This window comes from Kitasatospora sp. A2-31, from assembly GCF_022288725.1.
Classification (GTDB): Bacteria; Actinomycetota; Actinomycetes; order Streptomycetales; family Streptomycetaceae; genus Kitasatospora.
Genome location: NZ_JAKNTA010000018.1, coordinates 70533 through 87054, shown reverse-complemented (window position 1 = coordinate 87054; position 16522 = coordinate 70533). Strand labels below are relative to the sequence as shown.

Annotated in this window: 24 protein-coding genes; 22 read left to right on the top strand and 2 right to left on the bottom strand. The window is 74.3% G+C overall.

Annotated elements, in window-relative coordinates; translation table 11 throughout:
- Positions 1-7: 7 nt before the first annotated feature.
- Together MCM47_RS34170 and MCM47_RS34165 are read right to left on the bottom strand one after the other, a co-directional pair.
- Positions 8-190 carry a hypothetical protein gene (locus tag MCM47_RS34170; RefSeq protein WP_238950693.1) on the bottom strand — a complete coding sequence of 61 codons (183 nt, stop codon included), beginning with the start codon at positions 188-190 and terminating at the stop codon, positions 8-10.
- 114 nt (positions 191-304) lie between these two features.
- Complete coding sequence (locus MCM47_RS34165; RefSeq protein ID WP_238950691.1) at positions 305-703, bottom strand: hypothetical protein; 399 nt, start codon at positions 701-703, stop codon at positions 305-307.
- A 213-nt stretch (positions 704-916) separates the two neighbouring features.
- Here MCM47_RS34165 and MCM47_RS34160 point away from each other — a divergent pair, with 213 nt between their 5' ends.
- From MCM47_RS34160 to MCM47_RS34060, 22 genes are all read left to right on the top strand, one after another.
- On the top strand, positions 917-1096 hold the full coding sequence (locus MCM47_RS34160; protein WP_238950689.1) for a hypothetical protein: 180 nt from the start codon (positions 917-919) through the stop codon (positions 1094-1096).
- A 301-nt stretch (positions 1097-1397) separates the two neighbouring features.
- Positions 1398-1868 (top strand): hypothetical protein, encoded by a 471-nt coding sequence (locus MCM47_RS34155; protein ID WP_238950687.1) that lies wholly within the window; start codon positions 1398-1400, stop codon positions 1866-1868.
- Positions 1865-2032: a hypothetical protein gene (locus MCM47_RS34150; protein ID WP_238950685.1), complete on the top strand. Its 168-nt coding sequence runs from the start codon at positions 1865-1867 to the stop codon at positions 2030-2032. Before MCM47_RS34155 ends, MCM47_RS34150 begins: the two co-directional genes overlap by 4 nt.
- On the top strand, positions 2029-2220 hold the full coding sequence (locus tag MCM47_RS34145) for a hypothetical protein (RefSeq protein ID WP_238950683.1): 192 nt from the start codon (positions 2029-2031) through the stop codon (positions 2218-2220). The genes MCM47_RS34150 and MCM47_RS34145 overlap by 4 nt, the downstream gene beginning before the upstream one ends.
- Positions 2221-2368: 148 nt before the next feature.
- Positions 2369-3193, top strand: coding sequence for a helix-turn-helix domain-containing protein (locus MCM47_RS34140; protein ID WP_238950681.1), 825 nt, complete (start codon positions 2369-2371; stop codon positions 3191-3193).
- Positions 3190-3864, top strand: coding sequence for a hypothetical protein (locus MCM47_RS34135; RefSeq protein WP_238950679.1), 675 nt, complete (start codon positions 3190-3192; stop codon positions 3862-3864). The genes MCM47_RS34140 and MCM47_RS34135 overlap by 4 nt, the downstream gene beginning before the upstream one ends.
- Positions 3861-4286, top strand: a complete 426-nt coding sequence (locus MCM47_RS34130) for a hypothetical protein (RefSeq protein ID WP_238950677.1) — start codon at positions 3861-3863, stop codon at positions 4284-4286. Before MCM47_RS34135 ends, MCM47_RS34130 begins: the two co-directional genes overlap by 4 nt.
- Positions 4287-4363: 77 nt before the next feature.
- The gene (locus MCM47_RS34125) at positions 4364-4582 is read left to right on the top strand and encodes a hypothetical protein (protein WP_238950674.1); all 219 of its coding nucleotides are present in this window, start codon (positions 4364-4366) and stop codon (positions 4580-4582) included.
- Positions 4579-5049, top strand: a complete 471-nt coding sequence (locus tag MCM47_RS34120; protein ID WP_238950672.1) for a hypothetical protein — start codon at positions 4579-4581, stop codon at positions 5047-5049. The genes MCM47_RS34125 and MCM47_RS34120 overlap by 4 nt, the downstream gene beginning before the upstream one ends.
- A gap of 86 nt (positions 5050-5135) precedes the next feature.
- Positions 5136-5972, top strand: a complete 837-nt coding sequence (locus tag MCM47_RS34115) for a Lar family restriction alleviation protein (RefSeq protein WP_238950670.1) — start codon at positions 5136-5138, stop codon at positions 5970-5972.
- Between the two features lie 161 nt (positions 5973-6133).
- Positions 6134-7429, top strand: coding sequence for a hypothetical protein (locus MCM47_RS34110; RefSeq protein WP_238950668.1), 1296 nt, complete (start codon positions 6134-6136; stop codon positions 7427-7429).
- Positions 7430-7547: 118 nt separating this feature from the next.
- Complete coding sequence (locus tag MCM47_RS34105; RefSeq protein ID WP_238950666.1) at positions 7548-7760, top strand: hypothetical protein; 213 nt, start codon at positions 7548-7550, stop codon at positions 7758-7760.
- 147 nt (positions 7761-7907) lie between these two features.
- Positions 7908-8477, top strand: coding sequence for a hypothetical protein (locus MCM47_RS34100; protein WP_238950664.1), 570 nt, complete (start codon positions 7908-7910; stop codon positions 8475-8477).
- A 136-nt stretch (positions 8478-8613) separates the two neighbouring features.
- Positions 8614-9129, top strand: coding sequence for a helix-turn-helix domain-containing protein (locus MCM47_RS34095; RefSeq protein ID WP_238950615.1), 516 nt, complete (start codon positions 8614-8616; stop codon positions 9127-9129).
- Between the two features lie 3 nt (positions 9130-9132).
- A complete protein-coding gene (locus MCM47_RS34090) occupies positions 9133-10407 on the top strand; it encodes a PBSX family phage terminase large subunit (protein ID WP_238950605.1) in 1275 nt (424 codons plus the stop codon).
- The gene (locus MCM47_RS34085; RefSeq protein WP_238950594.1) at positions 10394-11860 is read left to right on the top strand and encodes a phage capsid protein; all 1467 of its coding nucleotides are present in this window, start codon (positions 10394-10396) and stop codon (positions 11858-11860) included. The genes MCM47_RS34090 and MCM47_RS34085 overlap by 14 nt, the downstream gene beginning before the upstream one ends.
- A 20-nt stretch (positions 11861-11880) precedes the next feature.
- Positions 11881-14112, top strand: a complete 2232-nt coding sequence (locus tag MCM47_RS34080; RefSeq protein ID WP_238950584.1) for a phage minor capsid protein — start codon at positions 11881-11883, stop codon at positions 14110-14112.
- 32 nt (positions 14113-14144) lie between these two features.
- The gene (locus MCM47_RS42745; protein WP_308222568.1) at positions 14145-14297 is read left to right on the top strand and encodes an Rmf/CrpP fold protein; all 153 of its coding nucleotides are present in this window, start codon (positions 14145-14147) and stop codon (positions 14295-14297) included.
- Between the two features lie 22 nt (positions 14298-14319).
- The gene (locus tag MCM47_RS34075) at positions 14320-14538 is read left to right on the top strand and encodes a hypothetical protein (protein ID WP_238950582.1); all 219 of its coding nucleotides are present in this window, start codon (positions 14320-14322) and stop codon (positions 14536-14538) included.
- Positions 14539-14615: 77 nt separating this feature from the next.
- Positions 14616-15239, top strand: a complete 624-nt coding sequence (locus MCM47_RS34070; protein WP_238950570.1) for a hypothetical protein — start codon at positions 14616-14618, stop codon at positions 15237-15239.
- Positions 15240-15251: 12 nt separating this feature from the next.
- Positions 15252-16262, top strand: coding sequence for a major capsid protein (locus MCM47_RS34065; protein WP_238950568.1), 1011 nt, complete (start codon positions 15252-15254; stop codon positions 16260-16262).
- Positions 16262-16522: a hypothetical protein gene (locus MCM47_RS34060; RefSeq protein ID WP_238950566.1), complete on the top strand. Its 261-nt coding sequence runs from the start codon at positions 16262-16264 to the stop codon at positions 16520-16522. The genes MCM47_RS34065 and MCM47_RS34060 overlap by 1 nt, the downstream gene beginning before the upstream one ends.

The following is a 16522-nucleotide window of genomic DNA, read 5'->3' as shown; positions in this document are numbered from 1 at the left end:
GCCTTGATCAACGGCCTTTGTCCTCGGTCGTCCCCTCGTCCCCGACAAGGCCGTTCAGGGCGGCCTCAATAGCTGCGGCGCCCGTAGGGGTGATGTGCCGGTCGTCGACTGCGAGTTCGAGCGTCTTGGAGGTTGCGCGGGCGACGGCCGGGGCGCCTGGATCGAGTCGGGTACGGGTGACCTTGATCATGGAGATTCCCCCTTGTGGGCATGCGGCACGCCCGATTCGGACTGGCGTACGAATCGGGCGTGCACACATTACCGGCACGGTCGCGGCCCAGTCGAGCACGTTCCGTGACGGTTCCTACGGGGTAGTACGTTCCGGGGCGGCGGCCCAGTTCCGCAGCAGCGCCTCGACTTGCGGCATGTCCGCCCGCCGGAGGCCGGGCACGTGCGCGACGACGACCGCCGCATCTGGGCTGCTCACGTCAAACGGATCGCCCGCAACCAACCCCACGTATTGCTCAGCGGCAGCCGCTTGCACCTCTCTCACGGGCCTACCGAGCGCGGCCGCGGCCGCTCTGATCACCCATGGGGCGATCTTGACCATGTCACCCTGAGCAATCTTCCACAAAGTGTTGTGGGTGAGGCTCTGCCCTGTCTGAGGGTCGGTGGCCCGCTCGGCGAGCTTCCGCCATGTCATCCCGGGGGCCTCGTTGGCCTCGCGCACCATGTCGGCGAACGGCGTGGATTCCCAGGTCATGTCTCATCTCCGTTCGTGTCTCGTTACGCGAACGCTCCCATTGAAGCGCACATGAGGACGGTTTACCCAACCAGGAACTTCGTTGACGTGCAGAATCAGCCGACCTACGGTCGTATCTGTCTCAAAACGAAGACAGGCCGTTAGGTGCATTTCAGGCCGCGCCGCGCGCTCCTGTCTTCGTTCTACAACACCGTAGAAGACGAGGGGGAGCTGATGTCTGACTTCGACCACACCACCCCGCCGGCACAGGTGCAGGGGTGGCCCGATCCCACCACCGAGCAGGTGTCGTTGATCGCGCGAGTGCTCGCGCCGCACATTCACCGTCTGCGTGCCGAGCGGCGCGCGGCCGAGCAGTCGACCCGGCGGAGCACCGCTGTTCGGGCGGCGGCATGAGTACCGCCTCGACTGCTGTGGAGTTCCTTGGGCCCCCGCCTCCGGCGGCCGCGTCGACCAAGCACGGCCGTATCGCTGCCGCGCTCCGCGGGCGTCCGGGCGAGTGGGCGGTCGTGCAGCGCGCTGCCACCATCGCGCGTGCTGCGAGTGCAGCTCAGGCGATCCGGTCGGCGAAGCTCGCCGCCTACGGGCCGCCCGGCTCGTTTCAGGCGGTCTCGCGGACCGTGGACGGGGAGCACCGGGTGTACGCCCGGTTCGTTGGGGAGCAGCGCCGGCCGCCGGTGGTCGGTGGTGGTGCCCAGTGATCCGGGCCGATCTGCACCCGGACGGGTACACCGTCCGCCTCGACATCACGGACGACTCCGAGCGCCTGCTCGACCGGGTCGCGCTCGCCTACGCGGCCGACGAGCAGCTCGTCGGCGAGCTGCTGCGCGAGCTCGCCGCTGCCGCCGACCAGCACCGCGCCCGGAAGACCGACCCGCGCGCCGACGACGTCGCCCTCGACTGGTCGGGCGCCTCATTGGATGCCGCCCGCGTTCGGGCCCGGGCCGGGGTGCGCGGCGCATTGCTGCGCTGGGCCTACCGGCGCCGCCGGGGCGCAGTGCTGCTGCGTCGCCGGGCCGCGCTGGTCGCCGAGCTTCCGGGGCCCGACGGCCTGCTCGCCGCCGACCTGTCCTACCGGGCCGCGGCCGAGCTCGGCCGCCGGCTGCAGCAGCTCGCCGAGCGCACGGTCGCCGGCCGACACCTAATCGAACTGGAGTACGACCGATGACCGAGCGGTGGTGGTTGGCCGCTGCCACCAGCGCGCCGGACGTCGACCAGGTGCGCGGGCTCTGGCGCGCGGCCCGGGCGGCGGGCGAGCCGCGGTGGTACCTCGATCTGATCGCACGGATCGGCCGGCAGACCGCCGCCGGGCCGTCGAGGGCCGGCTCGTGAGCCGCCGGCGGCCGGCCGTCGAGGGCCGGGTCGAGCGGCCGGTGCAGCTCGCCCTCGACGGCAGCGCGCAGCCGTACCCGACGACCCCGCCGCCGGTGCGCCCGCGTCCGCGGCGCCGGCCGGTGGTCGAGGCCGTCGTCGACCCGGTGCCCGGGCAGCTCGACGCGCTCGGCGCCGACGGCTCGTGAGCCCGTTCTGCGGCGCCGGCCCGGGCCCGTGCGGCAGGCCGGCCCGCCCGTACCCGTGCGGGCCGCGGTGCGCCGCCCACTCCCCCGCCGCCGTCTCCGGCCGCGCCGATCCCCCGTCTACGCCCAACACCCAAGGGAGGGAACCCCGTTGAGTCACACTGCACGCGAGTGGGTGTGGGAGTGCTCGGACACGCGCGGCACGGCCCGCCTCGTCCTGCTCGCCCTGGCCGACCGCGCCGGCGAGTCCTGCATCGCGTTCGGCTCGACCCGCGCCCTGTCCGAGCGCGTCAACTCCTCCGAGCGAGCCGTGAGCGACGCGATCAAGGCCGCGATCCGGCTCGGCGAGCTGCAGCTCGTCGAGGGCCGCAAGGGCCCCTACGGCGCGCGCGTCTACCGCCTGCCCAAGGCCGTCGGTTGGACTCCCGGCGCGCCCGCTGAGGGGGGTGAAGATTCTTCCGCTCCCGCCGATGGGGGGTGCGAGAACTGCACCCCTGGGGGTGCAGATTCTTCGGGGCGGGGGTGCAGTTCCTGCGGGGCCGCCCCCGAAGATTCTTCCCCCCAGAACCAGAAGAACCAGAGTGGAACGGGAGGGAACCAGAGGGGCGCGCGCGGGCGCGCGGGCTCTGCGCCTGTGGGTGGTGCTGCTGCGATCTCTCTGCCTGCCGACTGGCAGCCCGACGACGAGCTGCTCGGCTGGGCCGCGGTCGCCGGCCACCTGCAGCGGCTCGGCCCCGATGGCCTCGACCACGCCACGGCGAAATGGGCGCGGCACAGGGCGACTGCGCCCGCACGGACCCCCGCGCAGTGGCGCGCCGACTGGCAGCAGTGGATCGGCCGGGAACGCCCGACGAGCCGCCCGCCGTTGCGGGCCGTGCCCGGGGGCGCCTCCCGCCCCTCACCGCCGGCTAACCGGAACGCCGCGCTGTTGCAGGCCGCGCTCGACGATCTGCAGGCCCGCGGGGGTGCCCGATGACCCCCGAAGAGGTGGCCGCGCTGCTCGCCTACGCCGGTGAGCTCGACCCCCGCACCGCCAACACCGACGAGGAAGAGGCCCGGGCCCAGCTTCGCCGGTGGTGCGAGCTGCTGCAGGACGTGCCGGCCGTCGCGGTCGAGGGGTGGGACGCCGCGGCGGTGGTCCGTCGACACATCGCGTCGTCGCCGTGGCCGATCATCGCGGCGGACGTCACCCGGCCGTGGGCCGCGCACCGCCGGGCCCTGCTCGCTCGGCACACCGACCCGCGCCCGGCCGTCGACCCCGACGACGACCGCGCCTACCGGGACGCGATCCGGGCGCAGCGCGCGGCGGTGGCGACGGGGCAGGCCGCGCCGAACAGCACGCGGCAGCTGACCGGCGGGCCGGCCGCTTCGGTGGCCGCCCGGCTCGGCCGGGTGCTGCCCGCGGCCGCGGCGGAGCAGCTCGCCGCGTACCGGCCGATGCGGGCGGCGCGGGAGGCCGAGGCCGCCGCGGGCCGCCCGGATGCGCTGGCCGTCGCGTGCGACTGGTGCCACGCGCCGGCCGGTGAGCCGTGCCGGCGGCGCACCCTCGCGCCCGGCGCGCAGGCCGGCACCTGGTCGAGGCGCCGAACCGTCCACCCGACCCGGACCGACAAGGCCGCCGCCCGCCGACAGGAGAGTGCCGCATGAAGTCCCGCCACCGCCCGGGCGCCCGCCACCCGATCCCCGTGTCCGCCTACCGGCTCACCGCCACGTGGCCCGGCCACGCGCGCCGCCCGGCCCTGTTCGAGACGTCCGACCGCCGCCAGTTCCGGCGGGTGGCGCGCGAGTACGCCGCGGCCGGCGCCGTGGTGCTCTGTGAGGAGTCCCTCGGGTACGGCCGGTGGCGCGCGCTCGACCCGATCGACGGGCCGGCCCTGCTGCGGGCGCAGCGTGAGGCCGAGCTCGCCGCCCGCCGGGTCGAGGCTGATCTGCTCGCCGAGCAGCGCCGCGAGGAGCAGCGGGCCGTCGAGCTCGCCGCCGTCGAGGCCGTCATGGTGCAGCCTCCGATCCCGCGCGACGGCGGCCGCCCGCGGGCCCGAACTGTCGCTCGCCGTAGGGGAATTCGATGATCCTCCCGCCGCGACCGGTCGATGCGCCCCCCATGCGCGCGGGTGTCCGCGCCGCCCCTTCCGAAAGGTCACTACCCGTGTCCGTCCTGCCCTCCCGCTACCTCGTGCACGAGACCCGCGCCGAGCGTGCCCTGCCCTTCCCCGTGTCCCTGCCCGTCGTCGCCGAGCTGCTCGACACGGTGCGCGCCGAGCTGCGCGCCGCCGGCCGTCCCGCCGCGGACGCCGAACTGTCGCTCGACCCCGTCGAGGGCCGGCTCGTCGTCGCCTACGTGCTCGACCCGCGGGACATCCCGTGAGCGCGGGCGCCGCCGCCCGGGCGGACGTCGAGCAGTTGCTGCACCTGGTCGACCGGGCGGCGCGTGGCGCGCTGCTGCCCGGTGAGGCCGAGCTGCTGCGCGAGGGGATCGGCGAACTCGCCCGCTACCGGGAGTGGTGCGCCGAGTGGAGTATCCGCTACCTGCAACTGCGCCGCACCGCCCGGCAGCGGCTGCTCGCCCTGCGCCGAGCACTGGCCCGGGCGCAGCGCGGCCGGCTCGTCGAGGCCGAGCTCGCCCTGCTGCGGGCGCGCCTCGACGCCGCGGCGCAGCCGGCCGTCGTCGAGCAGGCCGAGTACGAGCGGCTGCTCGCCGCCGAGCTGCTCGACGGGTGGGTGCTGGCCCGCGGCCGCGCCGCCGTCGAGCTCGCCGCGGCCGGCCTGCAGGTGGACGTCGCGGTGAACACCACCACTTCCACCCTGGTCCCGGCCGACCGGCCGGCCCCCTAGACCGGGCCCGGGCGCCCCCGTACCACGACAGAGGGGCGCCCGGGCTCACCAACTTTCCACCGCAAAGCCTGATTTGGGAGCGCACCGTGTACCCGTCCACCCGCATCCGACACGCGGTAGAGCAACTGCGCACCGTGCGCGCACACTGGGGGGCGCTGCTCGTCGCGATCGAGACCGCCCCGGCCCCCGTGTGGCCACCCGCCCAGCTCTCCACCCACCTTGCCCGGCAGGTCGCCGACGACGTCGAGCTGCTCGTCGACGACCGGGCGCCGCTCACCCTTCGCCAGCACCCCGCCCCCGCCAACCTGCATGCCCTCGACGCCGCGGTGCGCGTCGAACGGCTCATGTTCGACGCCGCCGACACGCTCGCCGCCGCGGTGCAGCGGCCGATCGAGCGCCGGCCCGTCTCGACTCCCGGCCGGCCGGTCGTGTGGGCCCTCGACGAGGCGGACGCCGCCGACCCGCGCCGGTGGCACTACGCGAGCCCGACCGACCCCGGGAGCCGCCGGCACGGCCTGCACTGGGCCGCGCTCTACGTCGAGGGGCGCCTGCTCGACGTAGACACCGAAGCGGAGCAGCGCGCCGGCTCGCACACCCGCGGGCCGGCGCTGTTCAGCCTGCTGCCCGAGCACCTCGCGCACGAGGCGGTGCGCGTCGCCGGGCAGGCCGAGCACCTCGTGCTCGGCGCGCTCGGCCTCGACCGCAGCGAGACCGTGATCGAGGGCCGGCCCTGCCCGTGGTGCTCCGGCGAGCTGACCCTGCACACCGACCCGCGCACCGCCCCGAGCGTCACCTGCGCCACCGGCCGCACCTGCCCTGCCCCCGTCGACCTCGACCGCCGCGGCCGGCGCGCGTGGCACGCGGCCGAGCTCGTCGAGCTGCTCGCCGCCCTCGACCAGCCCGCCACCGGCCGGGCCGCGTGACCCCGGGGGCACACCCCCGACGGCGGGCCCGGGCTGCTGCCCGGGCCCGCTTTCGTCACCCCCTTGCCAACATGGACTGTAATCATTACAGTAATCATTACTGCAGCGATTGCAGGGCCGGCCGCTACCCGGCGCCCCACCATCACCAGGGAGAGCACCCCATGCGCTACGCAACCACCAAGCCCGAAGGCGAAGTTCTGCACATCCAGAACGAGAGCGTCACGCGCACCTACTGCAAGCGCACCGCGCTGCACGTCGTCCACCCGGAGACCGCGAACAAGGGTCTGTCCACCGGGACCCTTCGCGTGTGCCTGAACTGCGACCGCATGCTCGGCGACCGCCGGCGCGCCGCGCGGTCGCTCGCCGAGCAGCCCCTGCTCAACCCCCCGGCCGCCCCCGCCCGCAAGCGCCCGGCCGCCGTCGAGCCGACCCTCTTCGACGCTCCGGCCACGCCCGCGCCGGCCGCCGTCGAGCAGGCGCCCGCCAAGCCGCGCCGTCGTCGACTGGCGCAGCCAGCCGCGCTGCCGGTGGCCACCAACGCGTTCGAGCAGGCCGTGCTCGGCGTGCACGAGCCGCGCCCGGACCGGTACGCCCTGCAGGTCTGCGAGGACCCGCGCAGCGTCTGCGAGCGCGGCGCCTGCAGCCTGCACTCGACCCGCGCCGTCGGGCGCCTCGACGAGGTGCGCCTCGCCGGTGGCATGTTCCGCCACGCGTGGGCCGCCGCCGAGGACGGGACCCGTATCCCGGTCACCGGTCAGCCGGTGCCCGCCGCCGCCGAGCAGGCGCCCGTCGAGAACCTGCCCGACGGCCCCATGCGCGTCCGGGTGCGGATGGGTATCCCGCGGGCCGAACTCGACCGGATCAAGGCGCAGGCGGACGCCGCCCGCGCGAAGTTCGAGGCCGAGTCCGCCGCGCGGCGCGCCGCGGAGTGGGCGAAGTACGGCCCGAAGGACGAGGCGCAGCAGGCGCCCGTCGAGGGCACGGTCGTCCTTCACCGCGGGGAGACCCTCGGGGAGGCCCGCGGGTGCCTGCCTAAGCACGCGGACCACCCGGACGTTCGGGCCGCGCTCGACGTCCTCACCGGTCACGGCAAGCGGCCATCGCTGCGGCTGGCGGCGCTTCGGGGCGACGACGTCGAGGACAACCCGCACGCCGCCGGGGTCGTGGTCGAGCCGCGCGGGGGCGGGCGGGTCGCGCTGTACTGGTACATCGACGGCAAGCACTGTGACGACCAGGGCGAGCCGTGGCGGGTGGGGCTGGAGATTCTCCGCGACCGCATGGCGGCCGGCGGGTGGCTGGTCGAGGCCGGCACCGTCTACGCCGTGATGGCATGGCGGCCGGACGAGCGCCCCGTCGTCGAGGTGCCGGAGGAGATCGAGCAGGCGCCGCGGTGCCGTGACTGCTCCGGCCGCGGGTGCCACTGGTGCTACTGGACCGGCGAGAACCACCTCAGCTAGGACCGGGAGTCGACCGCCGGCGCCACGGTGCGCCGGCGGATCGGCGAGAGTAGGCAGTGACAGCACCGGCCGGTCGAGCAGCAACTCGACCGGCCCCCAGGGAAGGAAGCCGCAGACGATGCCCGAGCAGCCCGCGCCCCAGTTCAGCTACGAGGATGCCGAGCGCATCCGGCGCGAGTCGGAGCAGCTCGACGAGCAGCTCGCCCGGATCATCGGAGAGGCCCGGGACAGGGGCCTGTCTGCGGCGCAGATCGCGCGCGATCTGCGCTACACCGAGGGTCGGGTCTACCAGATTCTCCGCAAGCTTCGCGCCGCCGCCGAGCAGGCGTGAACGGGTCGGCCGGCGTCGCTACAGCGCCGGCCGACCCTGCGGCCCCACGGGGCCGCGCACCCGACAGAGAGCACCTGTCAGGGGCGTCACCTACCCTACGGCGGGTAGGGCCCGGCGCCCGCACCGAGCGCCAGGGAGGCGCCCACCATGACCGAGAAGCCCGACCCCGCCGTCTACGCCAAGCGACCGGCGGGGGAAGCAATAACCGAGCAGGAACAGCGGACCGCCGCACGCGTCTTCGCCGAGCAGCTCGGCGCGCTGCTCGACGAACACGACGCCGAGACGGCGCGCGCCCGGCTGCGCACGGCCCGGGAGCAGGCCGCGGCTGGCCACCCGATCGAGGGGGAGCTCGCCGCCCTGGTGGTCGAGGCGTCCGTCGACGGCGGCCTGCCGGCCTCCGCAATCGCGGCCGAGCTAGACGTCGCCGAAGACCGGGTCCGGGCCGTGATCGACGGGCGCATGCTGTTCGCGTACCGGGTCGACCTGCAGACCGCGAACGGGTGGGAAGAGGCGGACTACGCCGAGTTCGCACCCGTCGAGATCCTCGACGCCGACCCGACGCGCAACGCGCGCCGGTTCGCAGAGACGACCGTCGAGGAGGTGCTCGCCGACTACGCCGCGGACGAGGAGGTAACGGCCGCGCGCGTGCTGGTCTGGCCCGGCCGCCCCGGGCGCGACCAGGGCGCCGCCGCGGTCGTCGAACGAGCCCGGGCCTAACCCTCTTGCGCCGTTATCGATCTGTGACCTAGAGTTGGAGGCGCTTCCGGCGTGCCCGGAAGCGAACTCCAGACCCACGGCCCGCCACCATCCCCCCGGTGGCGGGCCGTTCTGCGTGCCCGGGAGGTGATGCCCCGTGCGCGAGCCCATCACCGACCAGGACCGCGACCAGGTGCGCCGCCTGCACGCCGACGGCCTGTCCCGCAACGCCATCGCAGCCCAGATCGGGCGCAGCAGTTCGACCGTGTCGAAGATCGCGGCTGAGTTGGGGTTGGCGTTCGTCGGGGGCGCCCGGGTGGCGTCGGCGACCGCGGCCCGGCAGGAAGACCTCGCGGCCCTCCGTCGGGACCTTACGGCCCGGCTGTACCGGCGGGCCGCGGCGAACCTCGACCGGGTCGAGGCCGACACCTACGTGCGGGTTGAGCTGCTGCCCACCGGCGAGACGGCCGAGGTCGTCAGCGACGATCCGCCCGCGCAGGACGAGCGCCACCACAGCCAAGCGATCGGCGGCTATCTGACCAGCGCGGCCCGGCTCGCGGAGATCGACGCCGGCACGTCCGGGCACGAGGTGCGAAGCATGCTTACGGATCTTGCCCGGGGCCTGCGGGCCGCCTTCGCCGATGAGGACGAGGCGGCCGCCGACGGGGGGTGAGCCGTGCCCGCCCCGATCTTCGATCTCCCGCTCTCCCGCAAGCAGTTGCGCAGCGTCGCGCGGGCCACCGCCCGCATCAACGTGTGGCATGGCGCGGTGCGCTCCGGCAAGACCGTGGCCTCGTTGCTGGCGTTCCTGCTGGCCGTCGCGGAGGCGCCGCCGTCCGGGCTCATCATCATCTGTGGCAGGTCGCTACAAACGATCGAACGTAACGTGCTGGAGGCGTTGGCCGATCCGGCGCTGTTCGGGCCGGTCGCGGCCGGGCAGGTCCGGCACACCCGCGGCGCCACCACCGCCGTCATCCTCGGGCGCACCGTCCACCTGATCGGCGCGGCAGACTCCCGGGCCGAGGGTCGACTGCGCGGCCTGACGGCCTACCTCGCGTACGTCGACGAGGCGACGCTGCTGCCCGAAGCGTTTTGGGTGCAGCTGCTCGCGCGACTCAGCGTGGACGGCGCGCGCGTGCTGGCCACCACCAACCCCGACGGCCCCCGGCACTGGCTCAAGGCTGGATACCTCGACCGCGCGGCCGAACTCGACCTGCGTGCCTGGCATTTCAGCCTGCACGACAACCCCTCGTTGTCTCCGGCCTACGTCCGGTCGCTGCACGCCGAGTACACCGGGCTGTGGCGCCGGCGCATGATCGACGGCGCGTGGGTGATTGCCGAGGGCTCGATCTACGACTGCTGGGACGAGCAGCAGCACGTCGTCGACGAGCTGCCGCCCATGGTCCGGCACTGGCTCGGGATCGACTACGGCACCACGAACCCGTTCGCCGCCGTCCTGCTGGGGCTCGGCGAGGACAACCGGCTGTACGCGTGCGCGGAGTGGCGTTACGACTCTCGCGCCCGCCGCCGGCAGATGACCGATGCCCAGTACAGCGCCGCCCTGCGCGGCTGGCTGGCCGGGCTCGGCGTCGACCCCGAGTGGACGTTCCTCGACCCGTCCGCCGCTTCCTTCCTCGCTCAGCTCTGGGAGGACGGGCACCAAGGGACCGCCCGCGCGCGGAACGAGGTACTCGACGGCATCCGGTCGACGTCGACCGCGCTCGCGGCCGGCCTGCTGCTCGTGCACCGCTCGTGCGAGGGCCTGCTCGCGGAGCTGCCCGGCTACGTGTGGGACCCGGCCGGGACCGCCGCCGGCGAAGACCGCCCACTCAAGATCAACGATCACTCGGTCGACGCGCTGCGGTACGTCGTGCACTCCACCGCCGCCGAGTGGCGCCACCTGGTTCCCGACCTGATCCCGGAGGAGGTGAGCGCCGATGCCGCTTCCTGAGCCCAACTCTGTTTGGCCGCCGCGCCGGTGGGCGCCCGAGCTCGCCGAGATCGCGATCGATGATGCGTGGTACTCCGGCGATCCGACGCGGCTCGCCGCCGTTTACCAGGGGCAGACCCGTCGGCGCGACGGCCGGCGCCGCCTGTGGGGACGCGACCGAACGTCCGCCGCGGACCGGCGCGAGTCCCGCCTGCACATCCCCATGCCGGCCGACGTTGCCCGCCGCTCCGCCGGTCTGCTGATGGGTGAGCCCCCACGGGTGACCGTCACCGACGCCGCTTTGCAGGCGCGCCTCGACGAGCTGCTCGGCCCGCGCGCCGAGCGGACCCTGCTGGAGGCCGCCGAGGTGTGCGCCGCGCTCGGTGGGGTCTATCTGGTGGCCGCGTGGGACGCCGAGATCGGCCCGCGCCCGCTGCTTACCACCGTGCACCACGACGCCGCCCTGCCCGAGGTGCGATACGGGCACCTGGTTGCCCTGACGTGCTGGGAGGAGCTGGAGCGGCGCGGTTCAACCGTGCTGCGCCGGTTGGAGCGGCACGAGCGCGGCCGGATCGAGCACGCCCTCTACGAAGGCACCACCGACAACATCGGCCGCCGCGTGCCCCTCACGGAGCACCCGACCACGGCCGCGGTCGTCGACAGTCTCGGCCCGTCCGGCGCGATCGAGACCGGCATCCCCGCTCTCACCGCGGCCTACTGGCCCAACATCGGCCCCAACCGCTCCCACCGCGGGTCGCCGCTCGGTCGATCCGACCTGCAAGGGGCCGCGCGCGACCTGTGCGACGCGCTCGACGAGGTGTGGTCGAGCTGGATGCGCGACATCCGACTCGCCCGCGCCCGCCTCATCGTCCCCGCCGGCTACCTCCGCAACCGCGGGCCCGGTCAAGGCGCAGCGTTCGACAACGACCAGGAGATTTGGCAGGCGCTCGACATCCCGCCGACCGACACGGGCGCCGGTATCACCATGTCGCAGTTCGCGATTCGCGTTGCAGAGCACAAGGCGACGTCCGACGCACTCGTGCGGCAGATCGTCGAGGCGGCCGGCTACAGCCCGAGCACGTTCGGGCTCGACGGCGGTCCGCCAGTCACCGCGACGGAGACACTGGCCCGCGGGCACGACAGCATGGTGACCCGCGCGGCGAAGATCGGTTACGCGGCCCCGGCCGTCGCCGACATCGTCGAGGCGCTGCTGCAGCTCGACCGCGCGCTCGGCTGGTCCCGACTCGCCCCGGAGCGGCCGACCGTGGCGTTCGGGGCGGCGGTCGCCCCGGACGCCCAGACGCAGGCGCAAACGCTCTCCCTACTCGGTCAGGCGCAGGCCGTCAGCACCGAGACCAAAGTCCGCATGGTGCACCCGGATTGGGATACCGCCGCGGTCGCCGCCGAGGTGGCCCGCATCCACGCCGAGACCGGGCAGGCCGTGCCGGACCCGGCGCCCACCTTCGGCGTGTAGGTGGTCGAGGGGGTGATCGCGTGCCGGTCTCCCCCTGGATGGCCGAGGATCTCGCCGAGCGCGTGCGGGCCCTGTACGAGGACGCCGAGCAGCGCCTGCTCGGCATCGTCGCCCGGCAGATCGCCGACGGCCTCGAAGCCCCCGGGTGGGCCGTCGCCAAGCTGCAGGACGTGCAGCCCCTGCGCCGCGCGGCGCAGGGCGTCGTCGACGCGCTCGGCACCGCCATGACCACCGAAGTGCACGACGTCGTCGCCGAGGCGTTCAACCGCGGCGCCCGGACCGGGCTCGCCGAGCTCGGCGCCCTGGCCGACGTCGACGCCGCGCGCATCGCGGAGTCGACCCCGGCCGGGCGCGCCGTCGACCGGCTCGCCGCCGAGACAATCGAGCTCGTCACCGCCACTCATCGCGGCATCCTGCGCGGCGTCGAGGACGGCTACCGGCAGGTCGTCTCCGAAGTGGCCGCAACGCCGCTGCTCGGCATCGACACCCGCCGGCAGGCCACCGCCCGGGCCATGGAAAGGTTCGCCGACCGCGGCCTACGGTCCTTCGTCGACAAGTCCGGCCGATCGTGGCAGATGACCAGCTACGCCGAGATGGCCGTCCGGACCGCCGTTGGCAGGGCCGCGGTCGAGGGCCAGGCCGACCGGCTGCGCGCCGCCGGCGTCGACCTCGTGATCGTCTCCACGGCGCCGCGCGAGTGCTCGCTCTGCCGCAAGTGGGAAGGCCAGGTGCTCTCGCTCGACGGCCCGGACGGGTCGCGCGAGGTCGCGGTCGAGCACGCCGTCGACGACGCCCGCACCGTGCGCGTGCGGGTGGCTGGCAGCGTCGAGCAGGCCCGCCGCGCCGGACTCCAACACCCCAACTGCCGACACAGCCTCTCCGCCTACACCCCGGGCGTCACCACCGCGGAGCCGCCGGAGCCGTCCGACGGCACCGGGTACGAGGCAGGCCAGCGGCAGCGCGCGATCGAGCGCCAGATCCGCAAGTACAAGAAGCGCGCGGCCGCGGCCGCGACGCCCGAGGCCCGGCAGGTGGCCGAGCAGCGGGTGCGCGACTGGCAGGGCCGGATGCGCGACCACCTCGCCGCTCACCCCGACTTGAAGCGGCTCAGGTACCGCGAGCAGCCGGGGGCGGGGAACCTCCCCGAGCCGCGCCGGCCGGTACCGCCGGATGCGGTCGAGGCCGCGAAGGTGCGCGCCGGCGACCACCGGACGCCGGCCGAGATGAGCGACGAGCAGCTCGGCGCCGCCCTGCGGCACGGCTCGCTCGACGAGCGTGACCGCGCCAAGGTCGAGGCCGAGGCGAACCGGCGGGACGAGCAGGCCCTGCTCGACCGCGTGCGGCCCGGCGGCCGGATGGCCGAGCATCTGGTCGAGTTCAGCGACGATGAGCTCGCCCGCGTGCTGCCGCTTCTCAGCGACGCCGACGTGCTGCGGGTGGCGGCCGAGTTGGACCGGCGCGATGTTGACGCCGCCCTGCCCGGCGCCCGGCGCGACTTGATCGCGCTGTCCGAGCGGCAGCTCGCCGAGCGCGCCCGGCACGCCACCGGCGAGGAACTCGCCGCCCTGGCAGCCGAAGCGGACCGCCGGCAGCTGCTCGCCGAGCTGTTCCCCGGCGGCCGGCTACTGGCCGACCTCTCGCAGGTGGCCGACGACCGCCTCGGGTGGGCGCTGCGCTACACCGACCCCGCTGGGGCCGAACGGATCGCCGCCGAGCTCGACCGCCGCTACCCCCTCGACCCGCCGCCGGCCGCCACCGGCCGCGGCGTCGAGGCGCAGCTCGCCGACCGGGCCGCCCTCGACGACGCGCTGCGCCCGGGCTCCCGGATGGACGACTGGTCGTGGGTCGACCAGGCCCCCGACGAACACCCCTGGGACCGGCTACCCGCCGCCGAGCGGTGGCTCGCCGAACGGGAATGGGCCGAGTCCGGGAACCGGCAGGCGTTCAGCCGCGCGCAGGTCCGGCAGATGTACGACGAGTACGTCTATGCGCAGTGGCTCGACGCCGAAGAGTGGTGCCGCGGCGTGCTGCTCACCAAGAGGGCCGAACTCGACGGCGTCGACCCCCTGAGCCTGTTCTCTGGGCCGGCGCACGTGGCCTACGCCCGGGCGTCCGAGGAACTGCGCCGCTACTGGGCCGAGGTATCCCCCCGGACCACGCTCGCCGAGTACACCGAGCAGCTCACCGGCGTGAGGTCCGCCGCCGCCGACACCGCCCGCAAAACCAGCTCGGACGTCTCCAACAAGTTCTAGGGGGTGACGAGTTGGGGTTCCGCGCCGATGTCGTGCGCGCCGCCGCCGCCGGCCGCGATGCGGCCCGCGCCGGCTGGCCGGTCACCGCCTGTCCCCACCCACGCGAGTCCCTGCTGCGCCCGGCATGGGTGCGCGGCTACGCCGCCGCGCGCCCGATCAGCCGTCCCCTGTCCGGTCCTGCATGACCTCATCCCGAAGGGAACCGACGTGAACCTCGCCAACCGCCACTCCGGCACCGTCCACCTGGGCCGGCAGTTCCGGTTCGACCACCTGCCCGAGCACCTGCAGGCCGTCAGCCGACCGTGTCACGAGCTCGCCGCCGACATGATCGCCACGCTGCCCGACGGGCCCGAACTGACCGCGGGTCTGCGTCTGCTGCTGCAGGCCAAGGACTCGTTCGTTCGGGCCGCCGTCGACGCCGCGTAGGCCACCACACCACATCCAGCAGGGCCCGCCCCCGTCCCGGGAGCGGGCCCTTTCCCATGTCCGGAGGGACCCACTCCATGACCACCGCACCCGCCGGCGCCCCCGACCCCGGCACGCCGAGCAGCGACCCGACCGCCCCGCCCACTGCCCCGGTCCCCACCGACCCGCCGGCCGCACCGCCCGCAGCCGCCCCCGCCCCGCCCGGTCCGACCGCTGAGCAGCTCGCCGACGCCCAGCGCCAGGCGACCGAGGCCGCCGAGCAGCGCGACACGCTGCAGGCCGCCCTCGACGCGATCAACAAGGCCATCAACCCCGACGCCGGAGCGGACTCCGATCCGGCGCAGCTCGCCGCGCAGGTGGCCGAGCGCGACCGGCAGCTCGCCGAGCTCGGCGCGCAGCTTCGCACCGCGCGGGTCGAGCTCGCCGCCCACCAGGCCGCCGAGGCGGCCGGCGCCCGCCCCGACCGCCTGCTCAACTCCCGCTCGTTCGCTGCCGCGGTCGCCGACCTCGACCCGACCGACGCGCAGTTCGGCGAGCAGCTCACGGCCGCCATCACGGCGGCGGTCGAGGCCGACCCCGAGCTCTACCGCGCCGCCGGCGCCCCGCCGGCCCGCTCCGGCGGCGAGTTCCGCGGCGCCCCCACCACCCGTACCGAACCCGCGTCGCTGCTCGAAGCGATCTCGGCGCGGCTCGCCAAGTAAGGAGGCCGCCCCGTGGCTATCACGCTGGCTGATGCCAAGCTCAACACGCAGGATGCCGTAGACCTGCAGGTGATCGACGAATTCGCCAAGTCGAGTTGGCTGCTCGACAACATGATCTGGGACACCGCCGTCAACCCGGCCGGCGGTGGCGCGACCCTCAGCTATGGCTACACCCGGCTCATCGCCGAGCGCGGCGCAGCCTTCCGCCCGCTGAACACCGAGTACGCCAAGGGCCAGGCCAAGCGCCAGCGGTTCACCGTCGACCTGTCCCCGCTCGGCGGCGCGTTCGAGATCGACCGCACGATCGCCGAGCTCGGCCCGGCCGCATCTGCTGAGGTCAACTTTCAGATGCTGCAGACCATCAAGGCCGCGAACGCGTTCTTCTCCGAGCAGGTGATCACCGGGAAGCGGGTCAACACCCCGGGCGCCGAGCAGGGGTTCGACGGCCTCGACCGCGCGCTCGCCGGCTCTGTGACCGAGATGGGCGCCGGTGCTTCCCTCGACTGGACCGGCACCACCCTGGGCGCCGACACAGCCAAGGTGCACGCCGCGCTCGACATCCTCGACGAGTTCCTCGGGCTGCTCGACGGCGTTCCGTCCGCGCTGCTGGGCAACAAGAAGACGATCGCGCGCGTGCGCTCGCTCGCCCGCCGGGCCGGCTACTACAGCCGCACCGAGAACTCGTTCGGGCAGACCGTCGAGGCGTACAACGGGATTCCGTTCGTCGACCTGGGCGCCGTCGCCGGCAGCAGCAACCCCGTCATCCCGATCGAGTCGCGCGACGTCGACGGCGCCGGCCCCGGCGGGCAGATCACCGGCCTGTCCGACATCTACGCCGTCCGGCTGGGGATCGACGGGTTCCACGGTGTGACCACCACGAGCGGCAAGCTGGTCCGGCAGTGGCTGCCCGATTTCGATCGGGCCGGCGCGGTCAAGGTCGGTGAGGTCGAGCTCGGGCCGGTGGCCGTCGTGCTCAAGGCGACCCGGGCGGCCGCGGTGCTGCGAAACGTCAAGGTGCAGTGATGCCGTACGCGATCGCCTCCCCGTACGGGGATGACGGCCCGGTTGCCGGCGTCCACTTCACCGCCGGCCGGGCCACCGTCGACGAACTCGGCGCCGGGGCCCGGCTGTACTTCCTGCGGCACGACTACGAGATCGAGCAACTCGACGACACCGACGAGCAGGGCCCGACCGGCGACGGCCCGCCGCCGGCCCCGCCCACCACCGCCAAGGGGCGCAGCCGCGCCAAGGAAGGGGCGGCGCCGCCCGCGCCGCCCCGGTGA